At 37.0% G+C, this 18,709-nt stretch carries 16 protein-coding genes and 4 tRNA genes; 15 read left to right on the top strand and 5 right to left on the bottom strand.

Annotation, left to right across the window (positions count from 1 at the left end; genetic code table 11):
- Nucleotides 1-22: 22 nt before the first annotated feature.
- On the bottom strand, nucleotides 23-1,159 hold the full coding sequence (locus tag JBW_RS13735; RefSeq protein WP_007953895.1) for an acyltransferase: 1,137 nt from the start codon (nucleotides 1,157-1,159) through the stop codon (nucleotides 23-25).
- A gap of 138 nt (nucleotides 1,160-1,297) precedes the next feature.
- On the opposite strand from JBW_RS13735, the gene dat reads away from it, so the two are divergent.
- The 4 genes from dat to JBW_RS13715 all read left to right on the top strand — a co-directional run bounded on the left by dat (nucleotide 1,298) and on the right by JBW_RS13715 (nucleotide 4,687).
- The gene (gene dat / locus JBW_RS13730) at nucleotides 1,298-2,158 is read left to right on the top strand and encodes a D-amino-acid transaminase (protein ID WP_007953896.1); all 861 of its coding nucleotides are present in this window, start codon (nucleotides 1,298-1,300) and stop codon (nucleotides 2,156-2,158) included.
- 113 nt (nucleotides 2,159-2,271) lie between these two features.
- Entirely contained in the window at nucleotides 2,272-3,702 is a 1,431-nt protein-coding gene (locus JBW_RS13725; RefSeq protein ID WP_007953898.1) for an MFS transporter, read from the top strand.
- A 128-nt stretch (nucleotides 3,703-3,830) separates the two neighbouring features.
- Nucleotides 3,831-4,160 carry a hypothetical protein gene (locus tag JBW_RS13720; RefSeq protein WP_007953899.1) on the top strand — a complete coding sequence of 110 codons (330 nt, stop codon included), beginning with the start codon at nucleotides 3,831-3,833 and terminating at the stop codon, nucleotides 4,158-4,160.
- Nucleotides 4,161-4,177: 17 nt separating this feature from the next.
- Nucleotides 4,178-4,687 (top strand): hypothetical protein, encoded by a 510-nt coding sequence (locus tag JBW_RS13715; protein WP_007953900.1) that lies wholly within the window; start codon nucleotides 4,178-4,180, stop codon nucleotides 4,685-4,687.
- A gap of 80 nt (nucleotides 4,688-4,767) precedes the next feature.
- Here the strand turns inward: JBW_RS13715 and JBW_RS13710 are convergent, their stop codons facing one another.
- The 3 genes from JBW_RS13710 to JBW_RS13700 all read right to left on the bottom strand — a co-directional run bounded on the left by JBW_RS13710 (nucleotide 4,768) and on the right by JBW_RS13700 (nucleotide 5,936).
- Nucleotides 4,768-5,505: a M48 family metallopeptidase gene (locus tag JBW_RS13710; protein ID WP_007953901.1), complete on the bottom strand. Its 738-nt coding sequence runs from the start codon at nucleotides 5,503-5,505 to the stop codon at nucleotides 4,768-4,770.
- Nucleotides 5,506-5,594: 89 nt separating this feature from the next.
- Nucleotides 5,595-5,680, bottom strand: a tRNA-Leu gene (locus tag JBW_RS13705).
- Between the two features lie 170 nt (nucleotides 5,681-5,850).
- A tRNA-Leu gene (locus tag JBW_RS13700) sits at nucleotides 5,851-5,936 on the bottom strand.
- Nucleotides 5,937-6,226: 290 nt separating this feature from the next.
- Between JBW_RS13700 and JBW_RS13695 the strand changes: the two genes are divergently transcribed.
- From JBW_RS13695 to JBW_RS13645, 11 genes are all read left to right on the top strand, one after another.
- On the top strand, nucleotides 6,227-6,589 hold the full coding sequence (locus tag JBW_RS13695) for a hypothetical protein (RefSeq protein ID WP_007953902.1): 363 nt from the start codon (nucleotides 6,227-6,229) through the stop codon (nucleotides 6,587-6,589).
- A gap of 405 nt (nucleotides 6,590-6,994) precedes the next feature.
- A complete protein-coding gene (locus tag JBW_RS13690; RefSeq protein WP_007955498.1) occupies nucleotides 6,995-8,134 on the top strand; it encodes a two-component system sensor histidine kinase NtrB in 1,140 nt (379 codons plus the stop codon).
- A gap of 112 nt (nucleotides 8,135-8,246) precedes the next feature.
- Nucleotides 8,247-9,179, top strand: a complete 933-nt coding sequence (locus tag JBW_RS13685) for a L,D-transpeptidase (protein ID WP_007955497.1) — start codon at nucleotides 8,247-8,249, stop codon at nucleotides 9,177-9,179.
- Nucleotides 9,180-9,398: 219 nt separating this feature from the next.
- Complete coding sequence (gene polA, locus JBW_RS13680; RefSeq protein WP_007955495.1) at nucleotides 9,399-12,023, top strand: DNA polymerase I; 2,625 nt, start codon at nucleotides 9,399-9,401, stop codon at nucleotides 12,021-12,023.
- A 29-nt stretch (nucleotides 12,024-12,052) separates the two neighbouring features.
- A complete protein-coding gene (mutM, locus tag JBW_RS24455; protein ID WP_007955493.1) occupies nucleotides 12,053-12,877 on the top strand; it encodes a DNA-formamidopyrimidine glycosylase in 825 nt (274 codons plus the stop codon).
- A 27-nt stretch (nucleotides 12,878-12,904) separates the two neighbouring features.
- Entirely contained in the window at nucleotides 12,905-13,519 is a 615-nt protein-coding gene (coaE, locus tag JBW_RS24450) for a dephospho-CoA kinase (RefSeq protein ID WP_007955491.1), read from the top strand.
- Nucleotides 13,520-13,632: 113 nt separating this feature from the next.
- Nucleotides 13,633-14,172: a lytic transglycosylase domain-containing protein gene (locus JBW_RS13665; protein WP_419177829.1), complete on the top strand. Its 540-nt coding sequence runs from the start codon at nucleotides 13,633-13,635 to the stop codon at nucleotides 14,170-14,172.
- Nucleotides 14,173-14,281: 109 nt separating this feature from the next.
- Entirely contained in the window at nucleotides 14,282-15,886 is a 1,605-nt protein-coding gene (locus JBW_RS13660; RefSeq protein ID WP_235333781.1) for a peptide ABC transporter substrate-binding protein, read from the top strand.
- A gap of 132 nt (nucleotides 15,887-16,018) precedes the next feature.
- Nucleotides 16,019-16,104 (top strand) — tRNA-Leu (locus JBW_RS13655).
- Nucleotides 16,105-16,153: 49 nt separating this feature from the next.
- A tRNA-Leu gene (locus JBW_RS13650) sits at nucleotides 16,154-16,239 on the top strand.
- Between the two features lie 386 nt (nucleotides 16,240-16,625).
- A complete protein-coding gene (locus JBW_RS13645; RefSeq protein ID WP_007955485.1) occupies nucleotides 16,626-17,300 on the top strand; it encodes a uracil-DNA glycosylase in 675 nt (224 codons plus the stop codon).
- Nucleotides 17,301-17,374: 74 nt separating this feature from the next.
- Here JBW_RS13645 and JBW_RS13640 read toward each other — a convergent pair whose 3' ends face one another.
- Nucleotides 17,375-18,631 (bottom strand): ATP-binding protein, encoded by a 1,257-nt coding sequence (locus JBW_RS13640; RefSeq protein ID WP_007955483.1) that lies wholly within the window; start codon nucleotides 18,629-18,631, stop codon nucleotides 17,375-17,377.
- Nucleotides 18,632-18,709 lie beyond the last annotated feature (78 nt).

The following is an 18,709-nucleotide window of genomic DNA, read 5'->3' as shown; positions in this document are numbered from 1 at the left end:
CAAAAAAAAATCCGGGTATAAATTATACACCGGATTTTGGTTTTGATAATTTGCTGCCTGTTAGTAAAATGCTGATAATTGGCAGAAATGTACTTGCTCGTTTTACAATAAGGGAAAAGGCCAGGCTGAGAAGGGTTGCTGCTAGATAAAATGCAATGGTAACAAGAGCGGTCATCATTAGGTTTTGTCCAGCGATATAATTGGTGAGATAATACATGACCAAAGGATGGACAAGGTAAACTACATAGGAATGTTCACCAAACCTGGAAAGGATACTTTTGATTCCAAGGGGGAGCTTTTCCTTGCTGAATATCATGAACAAAAATAATGTGGTGGATAAGGTGTAGAGTACTCCAACAGGGCTAAGCTGATGGGCGGTATTGACAGCGGCTTCTGGTGTGTAGTGCAGCCTATATAGCAAATAATAATAGTAAGATAAGATTCCTGCCAGAGTTAGATAAAAAAAGTTTGCGATAGCGGTTTGATGATTTTTGATCAATTCTTTGAAGTGCTCATATTTTACAGCACATACAGCTCCTAATAAGAAGATAAATAGATAGTGGAAAATCCAGTAACTCAGACGATGATAGATTAATTTATTTATATAATGGTTACTGAAATCAGCATGTAGTATATAGCTGGAATAATAGTTAAAGAGTATCTGCAATAGTAAGATGACGCTCAGATTGCGGACAGGATGCTGGATGATATAGGATACGAGGATTCGCCATAGAGGCATGAGGGCATAAAACCATAATAGAATAATCAGAAAGTAAAGCTGATAGGAAGCCAGTCCAAAGAAAGCAAACTCATAGAGAAGGGGAGGGTGCCATATGGTACTATCGCCACTTACGAAGGTATAATGAATCATATATATAATGGACCATACGAGATAAGGGACTAAAACAGTACGTAATCGTCTGACGAGAAAGTCTATGTAGTTGAATTTAGCTGTAAGGTTTTGTGTGAAGAATAAGCCAAAGGCTGAAGCAAAGAAAAAGATCGGAACGCTAAAGCGTGTGAGAATCTCCAATAAAGCAAACAAATGGATGTTTACTTTGGGATTACTTAAGGAGTAGGCTCCAGTATGGATGCCAATCACTCCAAGCATGGATATACCCCGAATATATTCAATTGCTATTATCTTTTTCTGAGACATGGTAAATTTCCTTTCTGTTTAGATTTATGTAAAATTATCTTATTCGTAATGCAGCTATCATATTCCTGCTTGCCTGCTATGAAGCAAATGGGAATAAGGGAGTTTTAAGCATATAAAAATTTTTAGGGGGATTTAGTAATGAGAGAACTAGGATTAATAAACGGTAGATTGGTCGATATGAATGAGAATGTCGTTACGATGGAAGATCGAGGACATCAATTTGGTGATGGAGTATATGAAGTTACCAAAGTATATAATGGTAAATGCTTTGCTTTAAGACCGCATTTAGATCGGCTGTACCAGTCTTTGCGGGCCATTCGTATTCCTGCAACGTATACCTTTGAAGAGTTAGTTCAATTTCATGAGGCTTTGATAAAAGAAAGTGGTATTACAGAAGGATCCATTTACTTGCAGATCACGCGAGGTGCTGCACCTCGAGTCCATCCTTTTCCTGAGCAAGTAGTGCCATGCTTGACTATGTCTATTCGACCTAGCGGACCGGTTAAGCAAGAATTGCGAGATAATGGTGTGAAAATCATATTGATACCTGATGAACGCTGGCTGCGCTGTGACATTAAATCCTTAAACTTATTAAGTAATGTACTAGGTAAGCAGCAGGCGAAAGAAGCTGGCTGTTATGAAGCGGTAATGGTAAGAGATGGCTCTGTAACAGAAGGGACGAGCAGCAACTTTTTTGTAGTGAAGGATGGAGTGATTTGGACGCATCCAGCGACAAATTTAATTTTAAAAGGTGTAACTCGTACGATTTTATTAGAAAGACTAGCGAAAGAGTTAGATTTGACCATTTTGGAAAAAGCATTTGATGTATCTTTTGTAAAAGGCGCATCGGAAGCATTTTTGTCAGGGACTAGTACCGAAATTATGCCCGTTATTTCTATTGATGGAAAACTGGTGAATGATGGAGTGGTCGGTCCGATTACGCGTAAATTGCAAGCCGCATATACGCAGCTAATTGATGAAGAATGTGGACGGAATTAAACAGTTTCCTATGAATCAAATGTGATATACAAAAAATAGCAGGGGATGGACCTTGCTATTTTTGTATATAGTATTAATGAGAATTTGCGTTCAATTTTTATGGAGGCTAAACGATGCAAGATAAGTTGAAGAATTTACCCTATTATCGCTGGCTGATTTTTATTGTTACTGTAATGGGGACATTTATGGCAGTTTTGGATTCTAGCATTGTAAATGTCGCTCTACCGTTAATTGCTGCTAGTTTTGGCGTAGAATTAACAGATGTGCAGTGGGTGGTAACGGCATATTTATTGGTTATTTCAAGTTTGCTGCCCTTGTTTGGTAAGATTGGTGATATGTATGGTCGGCGTAAGATTTATTTATTAGGATTTGCGATTTTCACAATTGGTTCACTATTGTGCAGCTTATCTAGTACGATTTGGTATTTAGTAGTTTCAAGAGTGCTGCAGGGTACTGGCGCATCCATGTTAATGTCCAATGCTCCTGCAATTATAAGTGTAACATTCCCTGGCAAAGAGCGAGGACGAGTCCTAGGAATGAATGGTACTGTAGTGGCGTTAGCTGCTATGACTGGACCGAGTTTAGGTGGGATTTTGGTAGGACTATTTAATTGGGAATGGATTTTTTACATTAATTTGCCCATTGGAATCCTTGCATACTTATTAGGATACTATATTTTACCTTTTGAAAAGAAATATGCAGCTGGAACTTTTGATTTTAAAGGAGCTATCTTATTTGCTTTGGGAATGACAGGTTTACTCGTGGTATTAAGTGAAGGACATGAATGGGGCTGGAATTCTTTCATAACAGGCAGTATTGGCATTTTAAGCCTGTTATTGCTGAGTACTTTTATCTGGTTTGAAGGCAGAATTAAAGAGCCGATGATTGATTTATCCTTATTTAAACGTTGGCCTTTTCTTGCAGGAAATGCATCAGGTTTATTATCTTTTATGGCCATGTTTTCTAATAATATGCTCATGCCATTTTATTTGCACTCTGTATTGCTGCTGACACCAACTCAGATTGGCTTGGCAATTACTCCTTTTCCCCTATTAATGGCAATTGCCGCTCCTCTTAGTGGTTATTTATCGGAACGAGTTAGCCCAGTACTATTAACCAGCAGCGGTTTAGGAATCTTGATGCTAGGTTTATTCTATTTAGCTACATTAGATGCATATTCTACTATCTGGCATGTTGCTATAGGCCAGGGGATTATGGGGATTGGTAATGGGATGTTTCAATCACCGAATAATAATAGCGTATTAAGTTCCGTGCCTGTTAGAAAAGTAGGTTTAGCAAGCGGAATTAGTGCCTTGATGCGCAATGTTGGGATGGTAAGTGGTACCGCAGTAGCCGTATCTGTCTTTGAAAGTAAGAGACAGCAGGAACTGGCAGGGGTTTTAATTCTAAATCAGGATGCATATATGAGTGCATTTTTGTCAGCATATCATCTTGCATTAATGATTGGTGCCTGTTTTGCTGGTATTGGACTCATTATCTCATTAAGCAGAAAAGGGCATGTACATTTAAGAGTTGTTAAGTGAAAGTTGCTTCTTGCCATTCTATTTTTGGTAAAAAGTTGACAAGAGTATTGTTTGTTATTTATAGTAAAAGTATATAGCAGTAGAAAAAGTGTAATGGCAAGGTGTATCATTAAAAGGAGGGCGAAAAAATGAATCAAATATGGTTGCGGATATTCATGGTAATGATTGGTGGCAGCGTTGCCAAATATATAGTTGTTAACCCTTTTATCTGGGTATGTATTGATTTGGCGATACTTGGGATTGCTTATCTGATTTTAAGACGATATCCTTTTATTGATTTAAAGTCGAGCATGTCATTTCTTGGTGGACTAACAGCTGTCTCTGTTTTAATTGATTTGGGAATTATTAGCGGTCTTGTTGGTAATATTCTTATTATAGCATTGTTGGCATGGATGATATTTGGTCGCTCTCGTGGCTCTAATAATCGACCAGTGAATCGTCATAAATGGCATAAGTAAAGAGGGGCTTTATCACGATGAGACCAAAGATTGCGATTCTAACTCGTACAGCGTTATTGTTGGCTCTTGCATTGCTATTTCAGTCAATACGCTTGTTAATTCCTATACCGCCTTTTCTGTCTACCTTTTTAATTGGCAGCCTGATGAATAGTTGTTTTTTGATTGCTGCTGACATGGTAGGAGCGGGACCTGCTATTGTGCTTGTATCCTTAGTGCCTATAGTGGCATATTTTCAGCAAGTGTTGCCTCTTCCTATTTTTATCATACCAGTTGCATTGGGAAATGCTATATTTATAGGAATATTTTTAATAGGAAAAAATCAGAAGTACTGGATGAAAATTCTTGCTGCTGCTGCAGGCAAAAGTATTTTTATGTATGTTGCGTTTAGTTGGTTGTTAACTTTCATTGCGATTCCCGCAAAAATTGCCGCAGGTCTACTCTTTATTATGAGTTGGCCACAATTTATAACTGGAATAATGGGTGGCATTCTTGCTGGTATGATAAAAAGACGTTTAACATTGTTGTAACTAACAATGTTAAACGTCTTTCGCAGCGCCGCTTGCCTTGATCGTACCAGGGGAAGCCTCCTTAAAATTAAAAAAAAGAGCTACGTACAGCTGAAGATGGCCATGGTTAGTGCTCCATTCGTGCGAAGCCATTCCCGGCATTGTTTGAAATGAGGCGAATAGTTTCCGACTTCTTGCCAAAAAGCTTGAGAATGATTCGGTATGCGCAAATGGCAAAGCTCATGAATTACCAAATAATCAATTACTTCCATCGGTGCCATGATGATTCGCCAATTATAATTGATATTGCCTTTAGAAGAGCAACTCCCCCAGCGGGTTTTTTGTTCTTTGATGGTAATTCGTTTTGGATTTACTTTTATGACCGATGCCCAAAAAGTTGTTCTTGTTACTAAGGTATTAGTAGCATAGTGGATGTACCATTGCTTAAGGATTTTTTCTGCTGTTGCATTTATATCCTTCGCAGTTAAAGGAAGAATATTCAGCGTAATTTGATTTTCTTCTAAGTGAACTGGAGGTTTATGAGTATCTTTGCTCATAAATTTAAGGATATGGGGCTGTCCTAAAAACAGTATTGCGGCATTATCACAAACTGATTTATTAATGGGGTTGGCTGCTGCAGCTGCCAATTTTGTTATTTGTTTTACAATCCACTTTCTTTTTTTAAGTACTATTTTTTCAATGCCTTCCTTGGGAAAGCGGGTAGGGGCAGTAATAGTCAAATGACTGGATGAGTTTAATTTTAATTGAACCGACTTTCGATTTTTCTGATATATGATAGTATATGTTAGTTGATGATTATCAATTTTAAGTGTATGCATAATATCCTTCATTAGACAGTATGGTGTAAAAATCCTGCAGAAATGAAAAAAAAGCCTCTAATTATCGAAAATTAGAGGCTGTAAAATACTGGTGCCGAAGGCCGGACTCGAACCGGCACGTGGAGTACACGTCTGATTTTGAGTCAGGTGCGTCTGCCAATTCCGCCACTTCGGCATAAATTATATTGAACGCTTAGCTCAACGAATATCATAATAACATAACAGACCGTTATTGTCAAGTTGCGGTAATGGAAAGTTGGGTAAAAAAGTTATAAATAGAACCAATAATGTTTTACTTTCCCATGAAAAAAAGACTTAGCATAAATGCAAAGTCTTATAAAATACTGGTGCCGAAGGCCGGACTCGAACCGGCACGTGGAGTACACGTCTGATTTTGAGTCAGGTGCGTCTGCCAATTCCGCCACTTCGGCACGTGCTAAATTGTTTGGTGTTAGGCTTTTGCTCACCAGACAATTGATATAATACCATGATAAGAATAAGCTTGTCAAGAATAATTTCTGTAGTTTGTATAATTATTTGTTTTTTGGAAACAATTGTATCATATATGGGTAGTCTCTCGGAAAACCTTTATGAAGGCAAAGAATGAGCATAATTGACCCCTCAACTTGTATTCCTACGCTTATCGTTAAACTCATCCGTTGACCGTTACTACATGGCTGTTTTCTGAGAGTACATCTATGGAGATGAGGAGGATGGTATTATGGCAACAAAAATGGGGCGTTTACCTGTAAAAAAAGTTTTATTGAACAGCAAGACAGTTAGCGATGAAGGTGAATATGAATTTATTATTGACTGTGATTCGATTTATTTTGATGTAGGGTATGATAATGAAGGTAATTTACAATTTGTTGATCAGTATTTTTATACGGATCGTAATCCTCAAGGCGATTTAAATTCTGCTGCTGAGCAAAGTCTTTTCTTAAGTGTTGATGATAATGATTTTCCTGTGAAAAGTTATCTATTAGCGAAGCAAGAACAAGGAAATGAATGGCTGCGGTTTCATGCGGTAGTGCCTAAAACAGTTGATCCTGGATATTTTCATCAAAAATACCTTGGGGAGTAAGTAGAATAATCTTTGAATCAATTTTATATCTATAAGGGATGGCGTCTTTGCTATCCCTATTTTTTTTTTTTTTGATAAAACAGCATCATACAACTATGTGTAAAAATATGGTAAAATACATTAAAAATGTAATAATATGGTAAAAAATATAATTCAATGTTAAAACGTCCATAGCAAATAAAAGTTATTGTGTCGAAATGAAGTAGGAAGGCGAATGGGGGCAAGCTTGTTAACACTAGGGTACTGGGGCTTTGCATAAGAATATTCGACAAAGCAGGCTGGTTTACTTAGAATTATGTCGCAATTTTACGAAAAGAACTTAGTCTAATTTAGCAGGACTTACAATTATTTACAAGAATATTAAGTATCACTTTAATAAATAGGAAGGTAAGGAGAGGGCAAAATATGTACTTAGCGGCAACTACGCAAAATAGATTAGTACATTTAGTAAAAGAAGATGAGTATAAAGAATATTTTGAATCGACGACAAATGGGATTATACATCTTGATCGAGAAATGCGCATAAAAAGTTTGAATCGGGAGGCGGAACGAATCGGAGGGGTGGATCATTCTGCTGTAATCGGAAAACGGGCGGAGATTATTTTTCGAAAATATGGTGAACAGTTCCTGAAAATCTTTGATGTTTCAGAATATGAGGATATTAAGACTGCTAATATTAGCTTGAAAATTAATGATCAAATTATTTATCTTCATATCGATGCATTGAGATTGGTCGATTCTTTGGGTGATTTCAATGGTATGATCGTTATATTACAAGATGTATCTGCTGTCAGAGCTGCCATAAAGCAAATACAGACTACACAAATGCTAGTATCATTGGGAGAATTAGCAGCTGGTGTGGCGCATCATGTACGAACCCCCTTAACTACGATTAGTGGGTATCTGCAAGTTATGTTAGGGCGTATTGATGATGATAAGTATACTGTACGCCGCGATGTATTAGAAACTTTACTGGGTGAAGTGTCTTATATCAATGATGTAGTAAAAGAATTAATTCTTTTTGCAAAACCACCAGTGCAAAAAGAGCCGGGTGTTGATTTGAATCGTTTGCTGGAGGAGGCATTATTGCTAAGTTTTAAAGAGTTAGGTGGAGAAAAGATCAATATAAATAAGGAATTAGCTAAGAATCTTCCTATTATTACTGCAGATAAAAATCTTATTAAGCAAGCGATAATGAATATTATGCAAAATGCTATAGAATCCATGGATGGGGAAGGGGTATTAAGCATAAAATCGTGGATGAACGCAGAACTTAGTATGTTGGTGCTTGCAATAAATGATACTGGGGCAGGAATAACACCGGAAATATTATCACGTATATTTGAACCTTTTTATACAACTAAATTGGATCGAGTTGGGCTGGGATTGCCTATTGCCAATCGTATTATTACAGAACATGGTGGTTTTGTTAATATTAGTGTAGGTGAAAAAGGCGGTACCAAGGTACATATTTATTTGCCGATTGTTGATGATTGTACCAATCGCCTAGCAGTAGTACATCAACAAATCTTAAACTTACAATAACGTAATCCTTGTTATTTTTAAAATATAGGAAAAATATATATCCTGTCATATGCACAGAACATCCTTCATATATGTTTAGTGTTCTTTAATTTTTGACAAAGAAGGGATGTCTGTGTTTTGTTTTTCAAGGATTGTAATCAGCATATTTGTTCTATTGATTTTTATCCTGTTGCCTATTAGTGCTGCGGCGCAGCAAAGTAATTCACCTCAGATTATTATTAATTTGCCTAGCCGCACTTTGCAATTGTATTATGGTAATACAATGAGCAAAGAATATTATGTAGCGATTGGTAAACCCTCTACACCAACTCCCATGGGTAATTTTTATATTGTCAGTAAGGAACGTGATCCCATATGGATTCCCCCAGGACGTAATTATGTTGTAATGTCAGGACCTGATAATCCCTTGGGGTATCGTTGGATGGAGTTTTTACCTTTATATGGAATACATGGAACCAATGCTCCTTGGACAATTGGCATGGCAGTATCGAATGGCTGCGTGCGAATGTTAGAGGAGGAAGCGGAAGAGCTGTTTGATATTGTTACGAATGGTACGCCAGTAACAATAACCTACGAGCGGATTAAAATTGATATTGGAAAGAGTGGGAAAGCATCAATTGGGATTTATCCGGATGTTTATGGCTATAATACGATTACTTTAGCTGATGTGAATGCAAAATTAGCTGAATATGGATATAAGGGATTTGTAAATGAAGAGTTTTTGTCAGCGATTCTAAGAGAAGAGAGTGGTAAACAAATAGAATTTGCCAAGGAGCAGAATATAAGAATAAATCATACTCGATTGGAGCAGAAAGGAATTTTGGTTGGCAATTCCGCTTATCTGCCAGTTTGGGCTGTTGCTGCAGCCTGTAAAAGTGGTTTTATATGGGATGCTAAGAAAGAGTTAATTTGGAAAGATAATATTGCATATAAAGGTCTGATAAAAAATGATATTATTTATAGTAAAATAGATAATATTGAAAAGTTATTTAGCTTACGGACTGGTTTTCAAGAACATGATGAATTAGAACTCAATAGTGATTAAAGGCAGCATTGCGTAGCGTTATTAGATAAAAAAATGCTATTTATTAGAGTACTGATAAAAGCAGCTTATTTAGCATAAAATAGAAAAAGGATGCCGGGATAGATTTCCTTCTATTCCAGCATCCTTTTTTAAATAAAAAAAATAGGAAATAAAAAGGGATTTTGCAACTGCTTAGCTAAGTATATAAAGTTGAAATTTATTAATTAAGGTGGTAAGCATATGCCTGAAAAGTTTATAATCATCGATGGAAGTAGCTTGGTACATAGGGCGTTTTACGCTTTGCCCCCATTAACTACAGGTAACGGACAATATACAAATGCAGTGTATGGCTTTACAACTATGTTGGTAAAATTACTCGGTGAGTTAAAACCAGATTATATGGTTGTAGCTTTTGATAAAGGGAAGATTACTTTTCGTAATGACGTATATGCTGAATATAAGGCACAGCGTAAGCCTACGCCTAGAGAGTTATCGGAACAATTTCCATTGACGAAAGAGGTGCTGGCAGCACTAGGAATTAGAGAGCTAGAAGAAGCAGGGTATGAGGGCGACGATATTATTGGTACTTTAGCGGCTAAAGCAGGACAAGCAGGGCACGATGTGATCATTGTTACCGGCGATCGTGACGCCTTGCAATTGATTAATCCTCATACCAAAGTAATGCTAACGAAAAAAGGTATATCCGACATGGACATTTTTGATAAAGATGCTTTTTTTGCTAAATATAACGTGACTCCACAGCAACAAATTGATCTCAAAGGCTTAATGGGAGATGCTTCGGATAACATTCCTGGCGTTCCAGGGGTCGGAGAAAAAACGGCTATAAAGCTAATTGTCGAATATGGTTCTATCGAAAATGTCTTGGAGAATATTGAAAATATTTCAGGGAAAAAGCTCCAGGAAAACTTACGTAATAATAAAGAAATCGCCTTGTTGTCAAAACAATTAGCGACCATTAAATGTGATATGTCCATCGACTTTGAAAAGTATGATTTTAGAATCCATCCTAATCTTGAAAAAATGAAAGAACTTTTTGCTAAATTTGAATTTAAAAGTCTTCTAGCGCGAGTACACAGTATATTCCCTGGACATGAGCAAGAGCAAGAAATAGAGGCAGAAGCGCTGCCTCAGATTGATGAAATAACCGATGCTGCTGAGGTGGCGGATTTAATTACACAGATAAGAAAAGCTGGAATCTTAGAATTTTATCCAATCATTACAGGGGCTTTACCTACTGTTCATGTAGGTGGTATATCAATTATCCTGGAAGGGAAAATTAAATATATTTCCAGTGAAACGGCAGGGTGGCAGGAATTTTTGACTTTGTTTCCAGATACAACGATCATGAAAGTTACTCATGATGCTAAGAAAATGTATCACGCATGCGCTAGTATGGGCACTTTCTTAGGAGGGCTTGTATTTGACACGATATTAGCGGCATATCTTTTGGAACCCACTGCAAATGACTATTCTCTTGCGATACTGAAAGAAAAATATCTTGGAAAATTCAGTACGATTCAATGGCAGAAAATGTATTATGAACCTGTTTTTGCTGTATGGGCTATTGAAGTCATACATGATATATACCCTATATTAAAACAAGGCCTAATCGACAATGAGCTGATTCATTTGTTTAACGAAATAGAACTTCCTTTAGTTGAAGTGTTATCAATAGTAGAGAATCACGGAATTAAAGTAGATCGTGAATATTTGCAAATTATGTCAGTGGAAATTGGGGCAAAGATTGAGTTATTATTAACTAAGATTTATCAATGTGCGGGTGAAACATTCAATGTGAACTCGCCAAAGCAGTTAGGAGTCATTCTGTTTGAAAAACTAAATCTGCCTGTTATGAAAAAAACAAAAACTGGATACTCTACTGACGCAGAGGTATTGGAAAAATTAGCAGGCCAACATGCTATTGTGGATACGATTTTAGAATATCGAATGTTAGCCAAACTTAAATCGACCTATTTGGATGGAATGGTTGATCTGATTTCTCCTGCAACAGGTCGTATACATACTACCTTCAATCAAATGGTGACGGCTACAGGTAGACTTAGCAGTTCGGAACCCAATTTGCAGAATATCCCGATACGTACTGAAATTGGTAAGAAAATTCGAGAGTTGTTTATACCTGGTGCAGGGTATGATTATCTGATGTCTGCTGATTATTCTCAAATTGAGCTGAGAGTTTTAGCTGATATGTCAGGTGATGCTAATCTCATTGAATCCTTTGCCAAAGAACAAGATGTGCATACTCGTACTGCAGCAGAAGTGTTTGAAGTTCCGATGGAAGAAGTTACTTCAGAATTGCGTTCAAGAGCAAAGGCTGTAAATTTTGGTATTGTCTATGGTATCAGTGATTATGGTTTATCACGTGATATAGGTGTCAGTCGTAAAGAGGCGAGCCAATATATTGAAAATTATTTTACTAAATATAATGGTGTGAAAGCCTTTATGGACAAAGCCGTTGGTGCGGCTCATCAACAGGGGTATGTTACTACTTTGCTGGGACGTCGTCGCTATTTGCCTGATATTAATAGCAAGAATTTTAATCAGCGCTCCTTTGCAGAGCGTACGGCCATGAATACTCCCATTCAGGGGACGGCTGCTGATATTATAAAAAAAGCGATGGTTGATGTATATCGTGCATTGCAAAAAGAAAAATTACAAAGTCGCATTCTATTGCAAGTACATGATGAATTGGTATTAGAAGTGCCTATTGGTGAAGTAGAGCAAGTCTCTAAAATAGTTAAAGAAGCAATGGAACAAAGTGTTATGTTAAAAGTTCCATTAGTGGTGGATGTAAAAATCGGAAAAAATTGGGCAGATGCGAAATAACATCGATGACATGAACTAGGAGGTCAAACATGCCAGAAATGCCAGAGGTGGAAATTATTCGACGCAGCCTCATCGATAAAATTTCAGGGCGTACAATTGTAGAAGTTGAGTTTTTATTGGCGCGATTGGTGAAATGGCCTTCATCTGCAGAGTTTCAAGCTGTATTAACAAACAGAAAAATTGAGACTGTAGCGAGAAGAGGTAAATATTTATTATTCCATTTAGACGATAAGCAAGTCTTAGTTATACATCTTCGCATGACAGGGCGGTTGCAATATATCACAAGGGATGGAGAAAAAGACAAGTTTACTCGCATTATATTTAAATTAGATAATGGTGATTTATTGGTATATGCGGATACTCGTACATTGGGAACCTTATACTTAATGCCCTTTGATGAATTGTGGAGAATTGCTGGTCTTTTTACTATGGGGCCAGAACCCCTAACCCCTGAATTTTCGCTAGTTTACTTAACGGAAATGCTGAAAAAACACCATGGAAAAATTAAAGCGATCCTATTGAATCAAAAATATATAGGCGGATTGGGTAATATCTATGTGGACGAATGCATGGCTATTGCTGGTATCCATCCAGAACGCATCGCTAGCAGTTTAAGTGAAAATGAAAATGAAAAATTGTATCATGCGATTAATAAAGTAATTGCAGATGGTATAGAGCATGGAGGAACGACCTTCCGTGATTACCGTGATGGTGATGGGAAAAGTGGCAGTCATCAATATCACCTTAACGTATATGGACGTAAAGATGAGCCGTGCCTTTCTTGCGGCACACCGATCCATCGTAAAGAGGTAGCGGGCCGTGGAACTCATTTTTGTCCAAAGTGTCAAAAATAAGCACCGTAATTGTGGGAGGAACGCTTCATGTATGTGATTGGTCTAACTGGTGGGATTGCAAGTGGTAAAAGTACGGTAAGTTCCATGTTGGCGAAACTGGGAGCTTACATTATTGATACAGATAAAATAGCTCGCGAAGTGGTTATGCCTAAGCAGCCTGCCTTGCTTGCGATTATGGCTCACTTTGGTGATGAAATTATGCTGCCGGATGGAAATGTGAATCGAAAAATGTTAGGAAATATCATATTTCAAAATCCGAAGGAACGCTCCTGCTTGGAGAAAATGATTCATCCCTATATTGAAGCACAAGTTGATAATTGCATTAAGAAGGCGGAACAGCTGGGGCATAGGACTGTTGTTATCGATATACCATTATTATTTGAAGCAGGTTGGCAAAGTAAGGTTGATGAAATTTGGGTGGTTTACGTTGATCCATCAGTACAGCTTTCGCGGTTAATCTCTCGCAATCAGTTAACCAACAAAGAGGCCATGGATCGACTTAATGCTCAACTCAATATAACTGAAAAAGCTAAGCGGTCACATTTGGTAATTGACAATACGTTAGATGTTGAGAACACTAAACAGCAGGTCATAACAGCATGGCTGAATGTACGTGAGAAAATGAATAATGTTATGGCGTGAATGATTAGTTGTTCTACTTTCTGCGTGTTTTGAGTAGAATTTTGTAGGATGATACCTACTAACATAGTAACGGAGTGATTTTTTTGGGGATTTTAACCTGGATGAAAATCCTGGTGAGGAATATAGTAATATTGGCCATTATTGGATATGGAGTATATAATACTGACTGGTTTCAAAAAAAATATATTTACCCTTTCCCTTACCAGGATATTGTGTATCAGTATGCTCTGGAGAGAGAGTTGGATCCCTTTCTAGTTGCTGGTGTGATACGAGCAGAAAGTAAATTCGATACAAAAGCCGTGTCTCCTAAGGGAGCTTTAGGATTGATGCAGATGATGCCTGAAACGGCAAAATGGGTAGCCGAACAGATGGAAAGGAATGACTTTACTACTGCGCAGCTAGAAAATCCTGAAATAAATATTAGTATGGGAACTTGGTATTTAGCATCTTTAAAAAAAGAATTTAAAGGTAATGAAGTATTAATGTTAGCTGCTTATAATGGTGGCAGGGGCAATGTAAAGCAGTGGATGGGGCAATATGCATGGGATATGTCATTTCATGACTCTAAAAAAATCCCCTTTGGAGAAACTAAAAAATATGTAGATCGAGTTTTATATAGTAAAAAGCGCTATCAGGAGTTATATGGTAGATAGGAGAGCGGTAGCTTTGCGATATGGAAGAATAGTGTCAGTAAGATACGAGATGATTAATCTGGCTCTTCTGAGGAGAATTGTAATGATGCTTAGTCGCAGATGTAGTATAATGCTGTGTATGCTAATTCTTGTTATGCTGGCAAGTGGTTGCAGTTCTAAAACCCTGCCAGATTCTCCAAAGAATGAGATCAAACCAGGTGGGCAATTAGTTTATGGTAGTTTGCAAGAACCAAACACATTAAACCCATTATTATCCGATCTTTTAGCAACTGCAGAGGTCAGTAGTTTGATTTTTAGCAGCTTGATAGTAAATGATGCAAGGGGAGAATGGCTGCCGGATCTTGCTCTTGAAGTTCCCACTTTGCAAAATGGCGGAGTAAGCCCTGATGGCTTAACGATAAAATATAAACTTCGTCATGGTGTAACTTGGCATGATGGTAAAGCCTTTACTGCAGAAGATGTTAAATTTACTTGGCAGATGATTATGAATTCAGGAGTTAATGTAATATCCAGAGAAGGATATGATAAAATTCTGGCTATTGATACTCCTGACAGCTATACGGTGATTATACACTATAGAGAATATTATCCATCTTATTTAACCTTGTTTAAGAGTATTTTGCCAAAGCATATATTAGAAAAAGAAGACATTAATAAGTCTTCTTTCAATCGAGCTCCTATTGGTACAGGCCCTTTTAGACTTAAGGAATGGCATATGTCCGAAGCTCTTTTATTAGAAGCCAATACAGCGTATTATCGCGGTAAGCCTAACCTTGATTCCATCCTTTATAAAATCATACCTGATACGAATGTTATGCTCAGTCAACTAAAAGTTGGCGCATTGGATATTGTGACCAATGTATCTTCATCTCAAATCGATCAAATAAAAGGTATCGAAGGTATTCAGGTGGTCAGTACTCCTAACATGATTTGGGAGCATGTTGACTTTAATTTAGACAATACCTTGTTTCAGGATGTGAAGGTACGGCAAGCGATTGCTTTAGGTATCGACAAGCAAGCTCTTATTGCCAATGTATTGAAAAATTCAGCAAGTACAGCTGTAAGCGATCAATCCCCTTTATCTTGGGGATATAACCCTGCAATAACGCCAGTTACACATGATGTCGCAGCAGCTCGCGAACTTTTATATCAAGCTGGCTGGCAGCAAGGAATGGATGGAATTTTTGCAAAAGATGGACGTAAGTTATCATTCTCTCTCAGTGTGCCAACGGGACATAAAACACGAGAACTTGTAGCGCAAGCTATATCCTATCAATTAAAAGAAGTTGGCATCCAAGTAGAAGTTAAGATGGTAGAGGGAAAAATTTTCTTTGATGATCTTTTAAAGAATCGTCGGTTTGAAACAGTTATGTATGCCTGGGTTGCTGGGGTTGATCCGAATAATTTTAATTTGTGGAACTCTAAAAAAATACCAAATAGAAACAATCAATACGATGGTCAGAATTACTCTGGTTGGAGAAATGCAGAAATTGATGCTTTGACAGATCAAGGTATCCGTACTGTCGATATTGAAAAACGTAAACAAATATCCTTTCGTATTCAGGATTTGATTTTACAAGAATGCCCAATCATACCCCTTTATTTTAGAAATAATATCGATGTGGTAAAAAAGACGGTTATGAATTATCAGGCCAATCCAACCCCCTCCGGTAATTTGTGGAATGCTTGGCAATGGGGTTTTGCAGCAAAGTAACAGGAAGAGAAAACCAATTTACAAGATTTACAAAGATAATTGAAAATCTTGTTGACATTTTGTTATGAAAAGGTATAATAGTATATGTCGGCAAACAAAACTCTATAAAGTTGTGCTGAAGTGGTTTACTATGCGGTCGTGGCGGAACGGCAGACGCGCTAGATTCAGGTTCTAGTGAGGGAAACTTCGTGGAGGTTCAAGTCCTCTCGACCGCACCAACTTTACAATGTTTATTTTGTTAAACAAATATGCTTGCATATTTCATGCGCGGTAGTGGCGGAACGGCAGACGCACCAGCTTGAGGGGCTGGCGGGGGCAACCTCGTGATGGTTCAAATCCATTCTACCGCACCAAACCTTAACTAATGGCTTATAGGCTTTTGCTTATAAGCTTTTTAATTTTATGTATACATCTTTTGCCGAGCGTGATTATGAATTTCCTAGAAGGATATAAGGTCAGCTGTTGCCATTTTCCCAAATCATATTTTAAAGGAGTATATTGTATTCATAAAAAAGAAAGTTATTGTTTTAACAAAATTAAAGATTCGGCCTGTGCAGAAGGAATAGTTCACATTCGTTATTTCGCCGAATCGCTCTTGAAAAGTCTTTAGAATTTTTTCTAAAGGCTTTTCTTCGTAAAGAACCAGCTGGCTGTGTGCTGGTGATAGGGGCGAAGATTGTGTTTTAAAGCTATTTAATTAACTTTTTATGTATGCTATAATAAAAAATGGTGATGAAATATGATAATATTTAAAAATGATTGGCAAGAATTGCTTGAAGACGAATTTAAAAAGGACTATTACTTAAACCTGCGGCAATTTCTAATACAAGAATACCGAACCAAGACTGTTTATCCAGATAAATATGATATTTTTAATGCTCTCCATTATACAGCTTATCAGAATGTAAAAGTGGTCATATTGGGGCAAGATCCATATCATGGACCGAATCAGGCTCATGGATTAAGCTTCTCGGTGAAACCGGGAATCCAGCCTCCGCCGTCTTTAATGAATATTTATAAAGAGTTAAAAGATGATGTAGATTGTTATATACCGAATCATGGCTATCTTAAGCAGTGGGCAGATCAGGGTGTGTTGCTTCTTAATACTGTTCTTACTGTTTTAGCAGGACAAGCGAATTCTCATAGGAATATGGGGTGGGAACAGGTGACAGATAAGATTATCAGCTTGTTAAACCAAAGAGAAGAACCCATTGTATTTATTTTATGGGGAAGTAATGCTCAGTCTAAGACAAGCTTAATTACGAATAAGAATCACCATATTATTAAATCGGTTCATCCTAGTCCATTATCTGCATGCAGAGGTTTCTTTAAAAGCAAGCCTTTTTCGAAAACAAATACAATTTTAGCATCAAGGGGAAAAAGTCCCATCCATTGGCAGATTAATAATCTATAATGGTTTGCAGATTTTTTTAAAAAAATATATATACAACGCAAAAGACCTTAGCTTTAGAGCTAAGGTCTTTTGCGTTATCTCTGGCTTAAAAGATGATTAATGAATTGTTGTCCTGTTCGTCCTGAACGTCCGTTATGCTGTCGTTCCCATCTTAGTGCTGCAGCCTGCAATTGTTCTAATGGCAGGCTAATTTTATTTTTTATTGCCAGTTGCTCTACAATAATAAGATATTCTACTTGATTTGGGGACAAATAGGTGAGAGTGATGCCGAAACGGTCTGACAAGGACATCTTTTCATTTACTGTATCAAAGCGATGTACATCATCTGAATTTCCTTTTCGATCATCCCAAGTTTCTTTGATTAAATGCATTCTGTTAGAAGTGGCGTAAATCAGAACGTTGGAGGGGGTTCTTTCCACGCCGCCATCAATAATGGATTTTAAATATTTATATTCAATTTCGAATTCTTCAAAAGATAAATCATCAAGAAAAATAATGAACTTCTGAGAATATTCCCTGAGAATCCCCATTAATTGATTTAAAGATTTTAGTTCTAATTTAGATACTTCTATAAGACGAAGATTTTTGATAATAGGTTCATTTAAGAGTGCCTTAACAGAAGATGATTTTCCTGTTCCTGGGGAACCAATCAGTAAAATATTATTTGCTGGTTTATCATTAAGAAAGGCAAGAGTATTTTGTAGCAATGTTTCTTTTTGGTGCTCATATCCTGTTATATCTTGCAGTTGGATGGTATCATAATTCTTTATTCCTGTAAGGCCTGTACTGCTGTTCCAGCGCAAGGCGGTATAGTCGGACATGATGCCGCAAGAATAGCAAGAATAATGATTCATTAGTTCTTGAACCAGAACATCAAGTGGGGTGGATTCTGTAGCAAAATGATTATAAAGGGGTGATATATTGCTTGTGGCTTCACTGTACATGGTTGGCACAAAATTATGAATTAAATCGATGCTATCTTTTCCCGTTATAGTAGGTAAATCTCGAATTAGAAAATTTTTTAAAACTTTGCAATCATGTAATGCTGCCTGATATAAACTGGAATTTGTATCTATTGTTCCATTGCTCTTTTCAGCAGTTTTACTAAAAAGATTTTCATCTTTAGAAACTAAATAAATAATGTAATTTTTTAGTAGATCTCCCTCTAAATGCAATTGTTCTGCCTTGATTAACACTTCACTATATAATTCATAGTATGTATAATGAGGGCAATTCCTTTCCCAGAGAAACTGTAATTTTTTTATAATGCTGTCGGAGAGAATGTTGCGATACAGTAATAAATTTTGTAGTACAAATTGTTTGTTATTCATGGTAGAATCCTTCTTTCTATAATTTAAAGCTTATTTTATCACGAAGAAATTAATAATAGTATTGAGCATAGCAAGTCA

The organism is Pelosinus fermentans JBW45 (genome assembly GCF_000271665.2).
Classification (GTDB): Bacteria; Bacillota; Negativicutes; order DSM-13327; family DSM-13327; genus Pelosinus; species Pelosinus baikalensis.
This window is presented reverse-complemented; position numbering and strand designations above follow the sequence as displayed.

Excerpts from the sequence above, each read along its gene's own strand:
- JBW_RS13735 (WP_007953895.1), bottom strand. The coding sequence starts at position 1,159 with ATGTCTCAGAAAAAGATAATAGCAATTGAATATATTCGGGGTATATCC.
- dat (WP_007953896.1), top strand. The coding sequence starts at position 1,298 with ATGAGAGAACTAGGATTAATAAACGGTAGATTGGTCGATATGAATGAG.
- JBW_RS13725 (WP_007953898.1), top strand. The coding sequence starts at position 2,272 with ATGCAAGATAAGTTGAAGAATTTACCCTATTATCGCTGGCTGATTTTT.
- JBW_RS13720 (WP_007953899.1), top strand. The coding sequence starts at position 3,831 with ATGAATCAAATATGGTTGCGGATATTCATGGTAATGATTGGTGGCAGC.
- JBW_RS13715 (WP_007953900.1), top strand. The coding sequence starts at position 4,178 with ATGAGACCAAAGATTGCGATTCTAACTCGTACAGCGTTATTGTTGGCT.
- JBW_RS13710 (WP_007953901.1), bottom strand. The coding sequence starts at position 5,505 with ATGCATACACTTAAAATTGATAATCATCAACTAACATATACTATCATA.
- JBW_RS13695 (WP_007953902.1), top strand. The coding sequence starts at position 6,227 with ATGGCAACAAAAATGGGGCGTTTACCTGTAAAAAAAGTTTTATTGAAC.
- JBW_RS13690 (WP_007955498.1), top strand. The coding sequence starts at position 6,995 with ATGTACTTAGCGGCAACTACGCAAAATAGATTAGTACATTTAGTAAAA.
- polA (WP_007955495.1), top strand. The coding sequence starts at position 9,399 with ATGCCTGAAAAGTTTATAATCATCGATGGAAGTAGCTTGGTACATAGG.
- mutM (WP_007955493.1), top strand. The coding sequence starts at position 12,053 with ATGCCAGAAATGCCAGAGGTGGAAATTATTCGACGCAGCCTCATCGAT.
- coaE (WP_007955491.1), top strand. The coding sequence starts at position 12,905 with ATGTATGTGATTGGTCTAACTGGTGGGATTGCAAGTGGTAAAAGTACG.
- JBW_RS13660 (WP_235333781.1), top strand. The coding sequence starts at position 14,282 with ATGCTGTGTATGCTAATTCTTGTTATGCTGGCAAGTGGTTGCAGTTCT.
- JBW_RS13645 (WP_007955485.1), top strand. The coding sequence starts at position 16,626 with ATGATAATATTTAAAAATGATTGGCAAGAATTGCTTGAAGACGAATTT.
- JBW_RS13640 (WP_007955483.1), bottom strand. The coding sequence starts at position 18,631 with ATGAATAACAAACAATTTGTACTACAAAATTTATTACTGTATCGCAAC.